We start from the raw sequence: 14,019 nt of genomic DNA, 5'->3' as shown, positions 1-14,019 counted from the left end.
GTCCACGGTGCCATTATGACAGCCCTCACGGTAATGCGTGCAGGGCGCGCAGCCACGTCAATTGACCTGCCGCGGGCACGCTCCTAAAACTCCCCCCAAGTTCCAGCCGATCCAGCGCCTAAGTCGCGGCATTCAGGGAGAGATTCAATGCGTGATGTGTTCATTTGCGATGCCGTCCGGACACCGATCGGCCGTTTCGGCGGTTCGCTCGCCAAGGTGCGCGCCGACGATCTCGCGGCGGCCCCGATCAAGGCGCTGATGGCCAAACATCCGACGCTCGACTGGAATCAGGTCGACGAGGTCTATTTCGGCTGCGCCAACCAGGCCGGCGAGGACAACCGCAACGTCGCGCGCATGGCACTCCTGCTCGCCGGCATGCCGGAGTCGGTTCCCGGCCAGACCCTGAACCGGCTCTGCGCCTCCGGCCTCGACGCGGTCGGCGCCGCGGGCCGCGCGATCCGCGCCGGCGAGATCGATTTTGCGATCGCAGGCGGCGTCGAATCGATGACACGCGCGCCGTTCGTGATGGGCAAGGCCGCGGAAGCCTTCTCGCGCTCGTCCGATATCTACGACACCACGATCGGCTGGCGCTTCATCAATCCGTTGATGAAGGCGCAGTACGGCGTCGATGCGATGCCGGAGACCGGCGAGAACGTCGCCGAGGAATTCCAGGTCTCGCGCGCCGATCAGGATGCGATGGCGATCCGCTCGCAGCAGCGCGCGGGCGCGGCGATCGCGTCGGGCTATTTCGCCGAGGAGATCGTGCCGATCCAGGTACCCGGCGGCAAGGCCGGTCCGATCACCGTCGACAAGGACGAGCATCCGCGGCCGGAGACCACGCTCGAAGCTCTCGCCAAGCTGAAGCCGATCGTGCGCAATCCGGGCACGGTCACCGCGGGCAATGCGTCGGGCGTCAATGACGGCGCCGCTGCGATGATCCTCGCATCCGAGGCCGCTGTGAAGAAGCACGGCCTGACCCCGCGCGCAAAGATCCTCGGCCTCGCCTCGGCCGCGGTGCCGCCGCGCATCATGGGCATCGGCCCGGTGCCGGCGACCAGGAAGCTGGTCGAGCGTCTCGGCATCAAGGTGTCGGACTTCGACCTGATCGAGCTCAACGAGGCCTTCGCCTCGCAGGGCATCGCCTGCCTGCGCCAGCTCGGCGTCAAGGAAGACGCCGATTTCGTCAATCCGCATGGCGGCGCGATCGCGCTCGGCCATCCGCTCGGCATGAGCGGCGCGCGGCTGGTGCTGACTGCCGTGCACGGCATGGAGAAGCGGGGCGGGAAGCTTGCCTTGGCAACTATGTGCGTCGGGGTCGGCCAGGGCGTCGCGGTCGCCATCGAAAAGCTAAACTAATCCAACAACTTGGAAGGGCTGAAAACAACCCTTCCCCAATTTGGTTATGCATTATAATGATCTGATGTGGGCTCGCGGGGCGCGCGGGCCGCGGAGGAATTCGCCATGACCTTGTTGTATCCGCTGCAATCGCTTGCGGCCCATCCGGCGCGGCTGTCGCCGGACTATCGCTCCACCGTGAAGCGCTCGCCGCAGAAGCCGCTGATCCCGATGCGGCACACGCTCTCGGAATTGACCGGGCCGGTCTATGGCCACGAGACGGTGCGCGAGCACGACAACGATCTCACCATCCAGGCCAAGGGCGAGCCGCTCGGCGAGCGCATCATCGTGCATGGCCACGTGCGCGACGAGGACGGCCGCGGTGTGCCCAATACGCTGGTCGAGCTGTGGCAAGCCAATGCCTGCGGCCGCTACATCCATGTCGTCGACCAGCATCCGGCGCCGCTCGATCCGAATTTCACCGGTGCCGGCCGCACGCAGAGTGATGCGCAAGGCTATTACAAGTTCATTACCATCAAGCCCGGCGCGTACCCTTGGGGCAATCACCACAATGCCTGGCGGCCCGCGCATATCCACTTCTCGGTGTTCGGGCATTCCTTCGTCTCGCGGCTGGTGACGCAGATGTACTTCCCCGGCGATCCGCTGTTCCCGTTCGACCCGATCTTCAACTCGGTGACGGATGAGAAGGCGCGGGCGCGGATGATCTCGTCGTTCGATCTCGAGAACACCCAACCGGAATGGGCGCTGTGCTACCGCTTCGATATCGTGCTGCGCGGCCAGAGCGCCACGCCGATGGAGACCAAGTAAGTGTCGAACCAGCGTCCTGATGGAATCACGCCCTCGCAGACCGTCGGCCCCTATTTCAAATACGGCCTGACGCCGAACGGCGAGTATGAATGGAACGACGCCTTCACCAACAACCTGCTGACATCAGACGTCTCGGGCGAGCGCATCCGCGTCGAGGGCACCGTCTACGACGGCGACGGCGCGGTGATCCCGGACTGCATGCTGGAGATCTGGCAGGCAGATAGCCAGGGGCGCTTCTCCGATCCGCAGGATGCGCGCGCGCTGCCGAACTCCTCCTTCAAGGGTTTTGGCCGCTGTGGCACCGACAAGAGCGGTGGTTACGCCTTCGACACCATCAAGCCGGGCGTGGTGCCTGACGCCGACGGCAAGCCGCAGGCGCCGCACATCGTGCTCGCGGTGTTCGCGCGCGGCATGCTGCTGCACCTCTACACCCGGATCTATTTCGACGACGAAGCCGGCAACGCCGGCGATCCTGTGCTTGCATTGGTGCCGGCCGATCGCCGCGTCACGCTGATTGCAAAGCGCAAGGCCGGTGCGGGCAACACCTACACGTTCGACGTCCATCTGCAGGGCGACAACGAGACGGTGTTCTTCGACGTCTAGCCGCTGACCGCGCCCGGCGGCGCGCAAATCCAGCATTGAAGGGACGACCCAAATCCGCTGCGCGCCCTTGCCGCAGCGGATTTCGCTTGACTATGCATGATCGGTTATATAGCAAGTTAGTTATATAACTGAAACGAGATGAAGCATGCCCAACCTCGACGCCGCCTTCTCCGCGCTCGCCGACCCGACCCGCCGGGCGATCCTGGCACGTCTCGCGCTGGGTGAAGCGACGGTGATGGAGCTGGTCGAGCCGTTCGAGATGACCCAGCCCGCGATCTCCCGCCACCTCAAGGTGCTCGAGGGCGCGGGCCTGATCGTGCGGCGCGTTGAAGGCACCAAGCGGCCGTGCCGGCTGGCGCCGACGGCGGTCGCCGAGATCGATCAATGGCTCGGCATGCTGCGGCGGGCGCTGGAAACCAATTACGACCGGCTGGACGGAGTGCTGGCCGCCATGAAGCCTGAGAAGTGAAGGGTATCCCATGAGCAAGTTGACGCTGAAGACCGAAGGCGACCGCACTATCGTTGTCACCAGGCGCTTCGTCGCGCCGCCCGAGGCGGTGTATCGCGCGCATACCGAGCCGGCGCTGTTGCAGAAGTGGCTGCTCGGCCCGGAAGGCTGGACCATGCCGGTCTGCGTCAGCGATCTCAGGCCCGGCGGCAAGATCCGCTACGAATGGACCGACGGCAAGGGCGGCGGCTTTCATCTGACCGGCGAATATGTCGAACTCGAACCGTTCAGCCGTATCGTGCATGTCGAGCGCATGCATCTGCCGGACCCGACGCCGGACAATCATGTCGAGACACGGTTCGCGCCCGACGGCAGCGGCACCGTGATGACCATGCGGATGACCTTGCCCGATGCCGAGACGCGCGCGGCGATGCTCGCGACCGGCATGGAGCACGGCATGGAAGACAGCTATGCTCGGCTCGACCGCATGAGCTGAGCACACTGACGTGAGGGACAATGCGCGATCGTTTCCTGACCGGTCTGATCGGGTATCCGATCGCGCATTCGGCGGCGCCTGCGATGCACGAGCAGGCGGCCGCCGTGCTCGGCGTTCACGCTCACTACCAGCTCATCGAGGTGCAGGGCGCCGGGCGCGACGATCTGCGGGCGATGCTGGAGGGCGTCCGGCGGCTCGGCTTTGCCGGCGTCAACGTCACCTTTCCCTACAAGGAGGCGGTCGTCGATCTGCTCGATGACCTCGCGCCGGATGCGCGCGCGATCGGTGCGGTCAACACCATCGTCGCCAGTGGAGCGCGGCTGGTCGGGCACAACACCGATGCGACGGGGTTTGCGCGTGCGATCCAGCCGCTGCTTGCGTCAACGCCGCGCGGCCCGATCGCGCTGATCGGTGCTGGCGGCGTCGGCAAGGCGATCGCCTTTGCGCTCGCCGGCCTCGGCGTCGCCGGGATCAGGATCTTCGACGCCGATGCTGCCAAGGCGACGCAGCTTGCGGCCCAGTTGCGGGATCGCCACGCGGTCCACGCCGCCAGCGTCGCGAGCGCGGCGGACGGCGCCACAGGTCTTGTCAATGCAACGCCGGTCGGCATGCTGCCGAGTCGCGACACGCCGGTGCCGGATGCGCTGCTGCATCGCTCGATGTGGGTCGCCGACGCGGTCTACACGCCGCTCTGGACGCCGCTGCTGACAGCAGCAAAGGCCAAAGGCGCAAGCGTCCTGACCGGACGGGACCTCGCGATCAACGCCTCGGCCGATGCATTCAAGCTGTTCACGGGATTAACCCCGCCGCATGCCGCGATGGCAAATGCGTTCGACGCCGTGATGGCCGCGCGCTACGCGCCGCCAGCGACCTGAAACGCGGCCATCCGCTTCGAGATGGCGTCGAGGAACAACCGCGCGCGTGTCGGCATCTGGCGTCCCTGCGCGTACAGTGCGCAGACCGGTGCGGGATCGCTGCGCCACTCCGGCAGCACCTGCACCAGGCGTCCGGATGCGAGGTCGGGCGCGACATCGACCCAGCTCTTCAAGATCAGGCCGGCGCCGTCGAGCGCCCAGTCATGCGCGACCTCGCCATTGTCGCAGCGCAGCCGCGACGACACCTCGATCTCGGCGGCGCGGCCGTCGCTGTGCACCAGCCGCCACCGTGCCTGCGCGCCTCTGTTGTAGAGCAGGCAATCATGCTGTGTGAGATCCTCGGGCGAGGCCGGCGCGCCGTGTCGCGCGAGATAGCCCGGTGACGCGGCGACGATGCGGTGGTTGTCGATCAGCTTGCGCATGATCAGGTCGGAGTCGCGCGGCATGCCGATGCGGATCACGACGTCGATGCGCTCGTCGATCAATTCGACGAGGCGGTCCGTGAGCATCAGCTCGACCGACATCTTCGGATAGGTCAGCGCGAGATCGCGGCAGACCGGACTGACATGGGCGCGACCGAGCGCGACCGTCGCGCTGACCCGCAGCACGCCCTGCGGCTCGACGCGGCCGTGCGCCAGCGCGGCTTCCGCTTCATCAACCTCGGCGAGGATGCGCTGTGCCCGGTCGAACAGCCTTTGTCCCTCCTCGGTGAGCGCGAGGTGACGCGTGCTGCGCACGATCAGGCTGGTGTCGGTCCGCCTTTCCAGAGTCGCGAGCCGCTTGCTGACGACGCTAAGCGCGATGCCCATCTCGCGACCGGCGGCGGACAGGCTGCCCGTGGTGACAATCTTGGCGAAGGTCCGGAGCTCGGTGATATCGTCAAGCATGGATTGTTTCCAAAAAGTAGAGAATATATCCAATATATGCAGGATAATACTCCATACGGAAAGAGAATACGCTGATTTCCATCAACAAGGAGATCAGCCATGACCCACTCTTCCCATCTTAGCCGCCGCGAAACCCTTCAGGCCGTCACTGCCGCCGGCGCCCTTGCCGCCGCCGGGCTCACCGCCGCGGCGCAGCCGGCCAAAGCTGCATCCGATGCCCAGATCGCGTCGAATGGCGGCGGCTTCTGGCCAAACGGCGCGCGCCTCGCGGTCAGCCTGTCCCTGATGTTCGAAGGCGGCGGTCAGCCGATCTCCGGCGCCGGCGGCGTCATTCCCGATCCGATCGAGAAGGGCGTGCCCGATCTGCCGACCAACGCGTTCTTCGCCTACGGCCATTACGAAGGCATCCCGCGCCTGCTCGATCTGATGGACAAGCACGGCATCAAGCTGTCGTCCTTCATGATCGGCAAGGCGGTCGAGACCTCGCCCGACATCGCCAAGGAGATCGTGCGTCGCGGTCATGAGGCGGCCGCGCATGGCCGGATCTGGAGCAACTCGTATCAGCTGCCGAAGGATCAGGAGAAGCGCTTCATCGCCGACAGCGTCGAGACGATCCAGAAGATCACCGGGCAGACGCCGATCGGCTGGAACGCGTACTGGATGCGCAACTCGGTCCACATCCTGGAGACGTTGCAGGATCTCGGCTTCCTCTATCACATCGACGAGCCGAGCCATGACGAGCCCTTCATCGTGCCGGTGCGCGGCAAGGATTTCGTCACCGTGCCCTACACGATGCACATGAACGACATCGTTTCGTTTCCGTTCCAGGGCTGGAATCCGGCCGCCTATGAGCAGGCGCTGAAGGACGAGTTCGACCAGCTCTATGAAGAGGGCGCGAAGCGGCGGCGGATGATGGTGATCAGCCTGCACGACCGCATCTCCGGTCATGCCGGCCGGGCGCGGGTGCTCGATCGCTTCCTGTCCTACGCGAAGAGCAAGGGCGACGTCTGGTTCGCGCGCAAGGACGAGATCGCACGCTATGCGCTTGCCAACCGCGCCAATACGCCGGTGATCCAGCGCGGCGCGCCCGGCGTGACCGGACTGCCCGGACCGTCGGCCTGATCGCGGGAGGCATCGATGCTCGACCATGTCACCCTGCGCACCAGCGATCTGGAAGGCACCCGTGCCTTCCTCGAGAATCTCCTCGACGTGAAGCCGGGCTATCGCCCCGGCTTCGCCTTTCCCGGTTACTGGCTCTATGCCGACGGCGAACCCGTGGTGCATCTGATCCCGGGCGAGGGCACTCGCAACGATCCACGCGGCGAAACCATCGACCATGTCGGCTTCCGGCTGGAAGGCTATGACGCCTATCGCCACAAGATCGAGACGCTCGCCATTCCTTATTCGACGATGGACCTGCCGGAGCTCGGCGAGCGCCGGTTGTTTGTCCGCACGCCGACGGGCATCCTGCTCGAACTGGTGTTTCGCGAGCGCGCGGCCGCAATGAGGAGCAACGACAATGCGTAATGTTCTGGCCGCCACAGCCTTGGCTATCTGCGTGCTGCTCGCAGCGCCCGCACGCGCCGACGCGGTGAAGATCGACGATCTCGTCGTCGCAACCACCGTCCCTGCAGCCGAACGCGATGCCGCCGTCGCCGCAGCAAAGGCGTTCTACCAGTTCTGGAACAGCGGCGACGAGGCTGCGCTCAAGGCCGCGATCGCGGATAATTTCGTCGACCACACCTTGCCGGCCGGCCGTCCGCAGGGACCGCAAGGCCCGGCCTTCGCGTCGAAGAATTTCCGTGCCGCAGTGCCGGACCTCTCGGTCGAAGTGATCAAGATGATCGTGGCCGGCGACTACGTCACCGTGCACATGCAGTTCCGCGGCCATTTCACCGGCAGCTTCGGCGCGACCAAGGGCAGCGGCCAGGCGATCGATTTCATCGCTACCGATCTGCTCAAGGTCACCGGCGGCCGCGTCACCGACAACTGGCATATCGAGGACAATCTGACCCTGCTCTCCAAGATGGGCGTCGCCAAGCTTGCGCAGTGACGGACGCGGCGGCAGACGCTTTTCTGCCGCCGGATGCATCGACCGGCCGTGCCGCTCCGCTATGATGGGTGCCTGTCCCCGCGACTTCAGAGGCATCCTCCATGACAAAAATCAGGATCGGTCTGGCCGGCTGCGGCTTCGTGTCGGAGCTGCATATGTACGCCTATCGGCGGGTCTATGGCGTCGATGTCGAGGTGAGGGCGGTCGCGGCGCGCGGCGATCATGTGGTCGAGTTCGCGCGCAAGCACGGAATCTCGAACGCCTATCGCAGCTTTGCCGAGCTGGTTGCCGACGCTGATATCGACGTCATCGACATCTGCACGCCGCCCAACCTGCATGCCGCGATGATCGTCGAGGCGATGCAGGCCGGCAAGCACGTGATCTGCGAGAAGCCGTTCAGCGGCTATTTCGGGCGCGACGGCGACAAGGCGCCGATCGGCAAACATGTCCCGAAGGCGCTGATGTACCGGCGCGTGATGGAGGAGATGGAGCAGACCCGCGCCGCGATCGAGCGCAGCGGAAAACTGTTCATGTATGCCGAGGACTGGATCTACGCACCCGCGGTGACCAAGACCGCGGAGATCATCCGCGCCACGGGCGACAAGATCCTGTTCATGAAGGGCGAGGAGAGCCATTCCGGCTCGCATGCCGCGCACGCCGCGGAGTGGGCGATGACCGGCGGCGGCTCGCTGATCCGGATGGGCTGCCATCCGCTGTCGACCGTGCTCTATCTCAAGCAGGTCGAGGCCCGCGCGCGCGGCGAGGCGATACACGTTGCCAGCGTCACCTGCGATGTCGGCAACGTCACCGCCGGTCTCAAGCCCGGGGAGCGCGCCTATATCAAGGCCAATCCGGTCGACGTCGAGGATTGGGGCACGCTGACCGCGACCTTCTCCGACGGCACCAAGGCGACGGTGTTCTCCGGCGACATGATCATGGGCGGCGTGCGCAATCTGATCGAGACCTACACCTCAGGCGGCTCGCTGTTCGCCAACATCACGCCGAACACGCATCTCGTGAGCTACCAGACCTCGGAGGAGAAGCTTGCCTCCGTCTACATCACCGAGAAGGTCGACCGCAAAACCGGCTGGCAGTACGTCTGCCTCGAGGAGGAATGGACCCGCGGCTACCTGCAGGAGATCCAGGATTTCATGGAATGCGTCGCAACCGGCCGCGCGCCGCTCGCCGACCTTGCGCTGGCGTTCGAGACGACGAAGGTGAATTACGCCGGCTATTGGGCGGCGGATGAGGGGCGGCGGGTGGTGTTGTAGGTTCGGACAACACCGAGATTCCCCTTGTCGCAAACGCGCCTATGCCAGACCCGTCACCCTGAGGAGCGCGCTCTTGCGCGCGTCTCGAAGGGTCGACGGCCACCAGCCGGGCCGTCGATCCTTCGAGGCTCGCTCCGCTCGCACCTCAGGATGACGGGACTGAGCTCCCAACGTGCTGCAGGAGGTCGAACTCTACGCCCCGTACACCGAGCCCTTCGGCAGCGGGAATACCGGGTCCTGCGTCCGGATGTTGGTCGGCCACACCACGGTGATGCGCTCGGCGGCGTTCTGCATCACGACTGGCGTCGAGCGCTCGTTCTGGCCGGACATCGGCGTGCCCGGGGGATAGAATTTTACGCCATAGCCCTGGATGGTGCCGCCCGGCGGGATGTCGACGTCGAGCGCGGCCTTGCGGATCGCCTCGGGATCGAAGCCGCCATATTTCTCCTTGGCGACCGGCAGCACATTGTTGAGCAGCACCCAGGTCTGGTTGAAGCCCATCGAGCAGTGCGGCGGCACTTCGGTGGCGCTGGTCTTCTCGCGATAGCGCGCGACCATCACCTTGGTGAGATCGCCGACCCCCGGCGCCAGCTTGGCTGGATCGAGCAGCTGCGCCGGAACGGGGTCGATGTTGCAGAAATTGTCGATGTCGGCGCCGAACGTCGTGCGCAGCTTGTCGAGCTGGCTGTAGCCCGCGCCGGCGCCGAACAGCATCTTGAACTTCAGTCCGCTCTCGCGCGCCTGGCGCAGGAACAGCGTGATGTCCGGGTTGTAGCCGGCGTGCGAGATGATGTCGGCCTTGGCGCGCTTCAATTTGGTCACCAGCACGGAGAGATCGGGCGCGGAGGCCGAATAGCCTTCCTTGAGCACGACCTGCAACCCGGCTTCCTTCGCGAAGGTCTCATCCGCGGCGGCAACGCCGACGCCGTAGGGACCGTCCTCATGGATCAGCGCGACCTTGACGTCCTTCGGCTCCATGCCGAGCCTGGCCTTGGCGTGCTCGCCGAGGAAGCCGCCGAAGGCCTGGCCGTACTGGTCGGAATGGATCTGGGCGCGGAACACGTATTGCAGGTTCTTGTCCTTGAACACCGCGGTCGAGACCGCGGTCGTGATCCAGAGGATCCGCTTCTGCTGCTCGACCTTGGCGGCGAGCGGCACCGCGTGCGAGCTCGCGAACACGCCGTTGAGGATATCGACCTTCTCCTGATCGATCAGGCGATTGGCCTCGTTGATCGCGACATCCGGCTTGCTTTGGGAATCGACGTTGACCGGCGCGATCTTGTACTTGCCGCCGACGCCGCCCTTCTCGTTGACGAGATCGATCGCGATCTGCGTGCCGATCGAGGAGGCGACCGAGCCGCCGGCGGCAAACGGACCGGTCAGGTCGTAGATCACGCCGATCCGGACCGTCTCGGCCTGCGCCTGCGCGCGCGTCCAATCGAAGCTGAAAGCAGCGGCGGCAGCCGCTGAACTCTTCAGCAGCGTCCTGCGTGAAGTCGGCATCGCGTCCTCCCCTGAAGCCGTCATTGTTGTGACGGGTATTTGTTTTTTGCGAAGTATTGGGAGGAGGCGCCGGAAAGTCAACGCGATTGCGGCTGCGGCGTCTTGCGCTTTCGGAGGGGTGGCCGCATTGAAAACTGTCATCGCCCGGCTTGACCGGGCGATCCAGTATTCCAGAGACAGCAGTGCTTGAGCCGATAGGCCGCGGCGTACTGGATCGCCCGGTCAAGCCGGGCGATGACATCAATAGCGCGGTTAGCGAGTGCGATCGAAGCGCAGGGAAGCGAGAACCTACTCCATCACCGCGGCATGATCCGGCGGCGCCGACTGCGCGCGCAACGTGGCCTTGGTCGAGCCGATCATCAGCGCGAGCGGGATCGAGACCAGGATGAACAGCATCACCAGCTGGTAATCGTGCGAGAATGCGATGATCTGCGACTGCGCCGCCACCATCCTGTCGGCCATCGCGCGGCCGGCGTCGGTGTTGAGGTTGATCATGCCTGAGACGTCGGGCATCTGCAGCGCGTGGTTGAACGGATTGATCTGCTCCGACAGTTTTGCGTAGATCCGCCGCCCGCCTTCGGTGAGCTGCGCGATCACGATCGAGATGCCGATCGAGCTCGCGACGTTACGGAACAGCGTCAGCATCGAGGTGCCGTCGGTACGCAGCTGGTTGGGCAGGGTCAGGAACGCCACGGTCGACAGCGGCACGAAGACGAGGCCGAAGCCGAAGCCCTGGATCACGCTGACGACGATGATCTCGCTCGCCTGCGTCATGTCGGTCCAGCCGGTCATCTGGAACAGCGACGCTGCGGTCAGTGCCAGGCCGGAGACGATCAGCGTGCGCGCCTCGATGTAGCGCATCAGGCGGCCGACCAGCATCATCGCGACGAAGGTGCCGGCGCCGCGGGTCGCCAGCAACAGGCCGGCGGTGATGATCGGATAGCCGACCACGTTCTGCAGATACGGTGAGGACAGCGCCATGGTCGAATACAGCACGAGACCCATCACCGTCATGAACACGACGCCGCCGAGGAAATTGCGGTCCTTGAAGATCGCGAACTGGATGAACGGCTTGTCGGTGGTCAGCGAATGGGCGAAGAAGAAGTAGGCGCCGACCGCCGCCACAATGAACTCGATCATGATCTCGTTGGATTCCAGCCAGCCGAGCTGCTCGCCGCGGTCGAGCGCGAGCTGCAGCGCGCCGATCGCGACCGCGAGCGCGCCGAAGCCGAACCAGTCGAAGCGCAGCGCGTGGTCCTGCCTGGTCTCGTCCATGAACACCGCGAGGCCGAGCACGGTGAAGGCGCCGAACGGCAGATTGACGAAGAATACCCAGTGCCAGGAATAGGTCTCGGTCAGCCAGGCGCCGAGCGAGGGGCCCATGATCGGACCCATCATCACGCCCATGCCCCAGATCGACATCGCCTTGGCGCGCTCATGCAGCGCGTAGGAATCGAGCATCACGGCCTGCGACAGCGGCACCAGCGCCGCGCCGAACACGCCCTGCAACAGGCGGAACAGCACCATCTGGTTGATGTCCTGCGCCAGGCCGCAGAACACCGAGGCGACGGTGAAGCCGGCCGAGCAGATGATGAAGATGCGCTTGCGGCCGAAGCGGTTGGCGATCCAGCCCACCGGCGCGGTCATGATCGCGGCCGCGACGATGTAGGAGGTCAGCACCCAGTTGATCTGGTCCTGCGAGGCCGACAGCGAGCCCTGCATATAGGGCAGCGCGACGTTGGCGATCGTGGTGTCGAGCGCCTGCATGATCGTCGCGGTCATCGCGCAGATCGTCACCATGTTCCGGCGCAGGCCGGGCACGGCGGATGGTGACGGTGCATTCATTCAGGTCGGTCTCGCTTTGTCGAATGTGTCGGAGGTCACCTCTCCCGCTTGCGGGGGAGGTCGGCGCGTAGCGCCGGGTGGGGGCTATCTCCACAACGTGACTCGTGGAGAGAGCCCCCACCCCGACCCTCCCCCGCAAGCGGGAGAGGGGGCGCACTATTTTCGCGGCCGCCAGTTCGGCCTAATCTCATTCCGCCCCTAGTCCTGATGGTCCGGGTGCGCGGAGGCTGAGCGCAGCCCGAGCAGGCCGGCCAGCGTGCGGCGGTGGTTGGTGTCGATCGTCGCGTAGACGCTCATGCCGGCCTTCAGCTTCTTCACGAACGGATCGTTCTCGTCGAAGTAGATCCGCACCGGCACCCGCTGCACCACCTTGACGAAGTTGCCGGTGGCGTTCTGCGGCGGCAGGATCGCGAACTGCGCGCCGGTGCCGGGCGACAGCGAGCCGATCTTGCCCTTGAATTCATGGTTCGGGAACGCGTCGACGTCGAGCGTCACCGGCTGGCCGACCGCGACATAGGTGAAGTCGCTTTCCTTCGGATTGGCGTCGACCCAGGGATGGTCGACATCGATCACGGAAAACACCGGCGCGCCCGCGGCGACGAAGCGGCCGAGCTGGATCTGGTCGACCTGAGTCGCCACGCCGTCCATCGGCGCGCGCAGCACGGTGTGATCGAGGTTGCGCTGGGCGTCGTCGAGCTTGGCCTTGGCCTGGGCGTAGGGCGGGAATCGCTCGATCGGCAAATCGACATCACCGAGCAGCTGGGTCTTGGCGTTGGAGATCTGCTGCCTGATGTATTGCGCCAGGCTCTCGGCCGTGACCTGCGCGTTGGCGGCGTTGTCGAGGTCGAGCTGCGAGCCGAAATTCTGCTTGGCGAGCGTCGATTTGCGATCGACGTCCTTCTTCTTCAGTTCGATGCTTTGCTGGGCGAATTCGAGCATCCTGGTGTTGATCTTGATGTTGTCGACCAGATTGTCATAGGTGGTCCTGGTCTGGTCGAGTGCCGCCTTGGCCTGGTCGACCGCGAGGCGGAACGGCACCGGATCGATCTCGAACAGCTCGTCGCCCTTCCTGACGTGCTGGCCTTCCTTCACGACGATCTTGTCGATCTTGCCGGAGATTTCCGGCGTGATCAGCACCTTCTGCGCGCCGACATAGGCATCGTCGGTGCCGACATAGCGGCCGCCATTGAGATAGAACACGCCGCCGACGATCACCGCCACGATCGGCAGCACGACGAGCAGCAGCACCCGGCGATAGCGCCGCAGGCCCGCCATCAGCCGACGGCGCGGCGCGCGGCTCGCCTTGCCCGACGGCGCTGATACGCCCGGATTGCTCTTCTGTTCGGGGGCCAGCTTGAGGACGGGTTCAGCCATAGCGTTGTTCCTTTCGGGAGGGTTCGCCGGCTGGGTTTTGGATGGCATTGCGAACGTTTTCCTTGATCGATTCCAATTGAGTGAGCAGGCGATGCGCATCAGCGGGGCTGATGCCCTCGAGCGCGGTCGCGGTGAGTTCGGAGCGCAGGCCAGCCAGCTTGCCGAGCAGCGGGCGCGCGGCCTTCTTCAGATAGAGGCGGTTGACGCGGCGATCGTTCTCGTCGCTGCGGCGCTCGATCCAGTCATTGTCGCAGAGCTTGTCGATCAGCCGCGTCAGGGTGATCGGCTGCATCTCGAGCAGCTCGGCGAGCTCGGTCTGCTTCAGCCCTTCCTGGCGTTCCACCTTCGACAGCACGGCCCATTGCGCACGGGTGATGCCATAGCGCGCGGCCTCCTTGTCAGCGTAGACGCGGATCAGCCGGAACAATTCGCCGAGCGTAAACATGAAGTTCGCGTCCACGGAACTGCGCATCAATGCTGTCTCCATAAGCTTGCAATATA

15 protein-coding genes are annotated in these 14,019 nt (G+C 65.0%); 10 read left to right on the top strand and 5 right to left on the bottom strand.

From position 1 onward, the window contains the following. The first annotated feature begins 147 nt into the window (after positions 1 to 147). From pcaF to AAFG07_RS40940, 6 genes are all read left to right on the top strand, one after another. Entirely contained in the window at positions 148 to 1,356 is a 1,209-nt protein-coding gene (gene pcaF / locus AAFG07_RS40965) for a 3-oxoadipyl-CoA thiolase (protein ID WP_342725215.1), read from the top strand. 105 nt (positions 1,357 to 1,461) lie between these two features. Then, positions 1,462 to 2,163: a protocatechuate 3,4-dioxygenase subunit beta gene (gene pcaH / locus AAFG07_RS40960; protein WP_342725214.1), complete on the top strand. Its 702-nt coding sequence runs from the start codon at positions 1,462 to 1,464 to the stop codon at positions 2,161 to 2,163. Further along, complete coding sequence (pcaG, locus tag AAFG07_RS40955) at positions 2,164 to 2,766, top strand: protocatechuate 3,4-dioxygenase subunit alpha (protein ID WP_342725213.1); 603 nt, start codon at positions 2,164 to 2,166, stop codon at positions 2,764 to 2,766. Between the two features lie 145 nt (positions 2,767 to 2,911). After that, positions 2,912 to 3,235, top strand: a complete 324-nt coding sequence (locus AAFG07_RS40950) for a metalloregulator ArsR/SmtB family transcription factor (RefSeq protein ID WP_173640060.1) — start codon at positions 2,912 to 2,914, stop codon at positions 3,233 to 3,235. Between the two features lie 10 nt (positions 3,236 to 3,245). Continuing rightward, entirely contained in the window at positions 3,246 to 3,710 is a 465-nt protein-coding gene (locus AAFG07_RS40945; RefSeq protein WP_342725212.1) for an SRPBCC domain-containing protein, read from the top strand. A gap of 20 nt (positions 3,711 to 3,730) precedes the next feature. Then, positions 3,731 to 4,585: a shikimate dehydrogenase gene (locus tag AAFG07_RS40940; protein ID WP_342725211.1), complete on the top strand. Its 855-nt coding sequence runs from the start codon at positions 3,731 to 3,733 to the stop codon at positions 4,583 to 4,585. Here the strand turns inward: AAFG07_RS40940 and AAFG07_RS40935 are convergent. Beyond that, complete coding sequence (locus AAFG07_RS40935; RefSeq protein WP_342725210.1) at positions 4,564 to 5,472, bottom strand: LysR family transcriptional regulator; 909 nt, start codon at positions 5,470 to 5,472, stop codon at positions 4,564 to 4,566. The genes AAFG07_RS40940 and AAFG07_RS40935 overlap by 22 nt on opposite strands. A gap of 99 nt (positions 5,473 to 5,571) precedes the next feature. Here AAFG07_RS40935 and AAFG07_RS40930 point away from each other — a divergent pair, with 99 nt between their 5' ends. From AAFG07_RS40930 to AAFG07_RS40915, 4 genes are all read left to right on the top strand, one after another. Beyond that, complete coding sequence (locus AAFG07_RS40930; RefSeq protein WP_342725209.1) at positions 5,572 to 6,594, top strand: polysaccharide deacetylase family protein; 1,023 nt, start codon at positions 5,572 to 5,574, stop codon at positions 6,592 to 6,594. Positions 6,595 to 6,609: 15 nt separating this feature from the next. After that, positions 6,610 to 6,999 (top strand): VOC family protein, encoded by a 390-nt coding sequence (locus AAFG07_RS40925; protein WP_342725208.1) that lies wholly within the window; start codon positions 6,610 to 6,612, stop codon positions 6,997 to 6,999. Further along, positions 6,992 to 7,525, top strand: coding sequence for an ester cyclase (locus AAFG07_RS40920; RefSeq protein WP_342725207.1), 534 nt, complete (start codon positions 6,992 to 6,994; stop codon positions 7,523 to 7,525). Before AAFG07_RS40925 ends, AAFG07_RS40920 begins: the two co-directional genes overlap by 8 nt. 101 nt (positions 7,526 to 7,626) lie before the next feature. Beyond that, the gene (locus tag AAFG07_RS40915) at positions 7,627 to 8,796 is read left to right on the top strand and encodes a Gfo/Idh/MocA family oxidoreductase (RefSeq protein ID WP_342725206.1); all 1,170 of its coding nucleotides are present in this window, start codon (positions 7,627 to 7,629) and stop codon (positions 8,794 to 8,796) included. A 192-nt stretch (positions 8,797 to 8,988) separates the two neighbouring features. On the opposite strand, the gene AAFG07_RS40910 is transcribed toward AAFG07_RS40915, so the two are convergent. The 4 genes from AAFG07_RS40910 to AAFG07_RS40895 all read right to left on the bottom strand — a co-directional run bounded on the left by AAFG07_RS40910 (position 8,989) and on the right by AAFG07_RS40895 (position 13,993). Beyond that, positions 8,989 to 10,299 (bottom strand): ABC transporter substrate-binding protein, encoded by a 1,311-nt coding sequence (locus tag AAFG07_RS40910; protein ID WP_342725205.1) that lies wholly within the window; start codon positions 10,297 to 10,299, stop codon positions 8,989 to 8,991. A gap of 288 nt (positions 10,300 to 10,587) precedes the next feature. Next, entirely contained in the window at positions 10,588 to 12,144 is a 1,557-nt protein-coding gene (locus AAFG07_RS40905) for an MDR family MFS transporter (RefSeq protein ID WP_342725204.1), read from the bottom strand. A 198-nt stretch (positions 12,145 to 12,342) separates the two neighbouring features. Beyond that, on the bottom strand, positions 12,343 to 13,518 hold the full coding sequence (locus tag AAFG07_RS40900; protein ID WP_342725203.1) for an HlyD family secretion protein: 1,176 nt from the start codon (positions 13,516 to 13,518) through the stop codon (positions 12,343 to 12,345). After that, positions 13,511 to 13,993, bottom strand: a complete 483-nt coding sequence (locus tag AAFG07_RS40895) for a MarR family transcriptional regulator (protein ID WP_212312011.1) — start codon at positions 13,991 to 13,993, stop codon at positions 13,511 to 13,513. The genes AAFG07_RS40900 and AAFG07_RS40895 overlap by 8 nt, the downstream gene beginning before the upstream one ends. Between the last annotated feature and the right edge of the window lie 26 nt (positions 13,994 to 14,019).

Origin of the sequence: Bradyrhizobium sp. B097 (assembly GCF_038957035.1) — a bacterium.
Taxonomy (GTDB): Bacteria; Pseudomonadota; Alphaproteobacteria; order Rhizobiales; family Xanthobacteraceae; genus Bradyrhizobium.
The sequence above is the reverse complement of the archived record's forward strand: the minus strand, read 5'-3'. Positions and strand labels throughout refer to the sequence as shown.